The sequence below is a fragment of the Dysgonomonas sp. HGC4 genome (assembly GCF_001261715.1).
In the GTDB taxonomy this organism is placed as follows: Bacteria; Bacteroidota; Bacteroidia; order Bacteroidales; family Dysgonomonadaceae; genus Dysgonomonas_A.
Map to the genome: position 1 here is coordinate 1 of NZ_CVRU01000063.1, position 835 is coordinate 835.

General features: G+C 35.2%; 1 protein-coding gene. It reads left to right on the forward strand.

The features are described from left to right. Positions 1-39 precede the first annotated feature (39 nt). Positions 40-807 (forward strand): hypothetical protein, encoded by a 768-nt coding sequence (locus tag HGC4_RS06410; protein ID WP_050709298.1) that lies wholly within the window; start codon positions 40-42, stop codon positions 805-807. Positions 808-835: the final 28 nt, after the last annotated feature.

Consider the following 835-nt stretch of genomic DNA (forward strand, 5'->3'; position numbering starts at 1 on the left):
AAAAGGTCTGAGACCTAAATCACCTAATGAAATTAGTTTATGAAAGAATTTGAAAAAATGCTTAATCAGTTGAGAGATTCATCAGGTGAATTAAAAGCTAACATGCACCTTTTGAACGAGATTGTACCCGTAGAAGAGCAAATGAAATACTTCGAATATTCGAAATACGTACAATCAACCAAAGAGAATATGGGTCTCGATCGCAACTATTTAATAGCAAAGCTTTTCACACCCGAAATTGATCTGGAAGATAGACGCTACTATCTGTCAGCATTAGCTGGTATTGTTGATGTGGCAGCATTTAGGGCTATTGAAACATACCATAGCAGTCCCTTAGAACCCGAATTAGCCAATTGGTCGGCAATGGCTTTGGCTGAAAGTAAAATATTATTAGATGCCGATTTGTCAGGTGAAAAACAATTTTTTGTATCTACCGGATTAGGAGGAAAAAACGGAAAATTGCGTTACTTCTCGGTTATAGCATCTTCGGATCGTTCCGATTTCAATGATTTCCAAAAAGAAACCCTCCTAAGAGAGCTACAATTTGCATTTACAACTCATAATATAGAAGTTGAAAGCATTGATATAAAAACAAACTACCTAAAGATGTTTCTTTTATGCGGATTGAATCAGGATGGGCACATTTGTATCGAAAATGCAATTAAAGAATGTAATGAATTAGGGCAGTTTGTGGACGATCAATTCCTTCTCACCAACGTGAAAAAGATTGAAGATGACCAAATAGAAGAGTTGCTTAAAAGAAAAAACTCCGACACAGATACTGAAGACGAATCAGAAAATATTTAAGACAAAATAAATAACTGTACTAAAAGAG

What these genes read in the sequence shown, in the direction of transcription:
- HGC4_RS06410 (WP_050709298.1), top strand. Translation starts at nt 40, where the DNA reads ATGAAAGAATTTGAAAAAATGCTTAATCAGTTGAGAGATTCATCAGGT.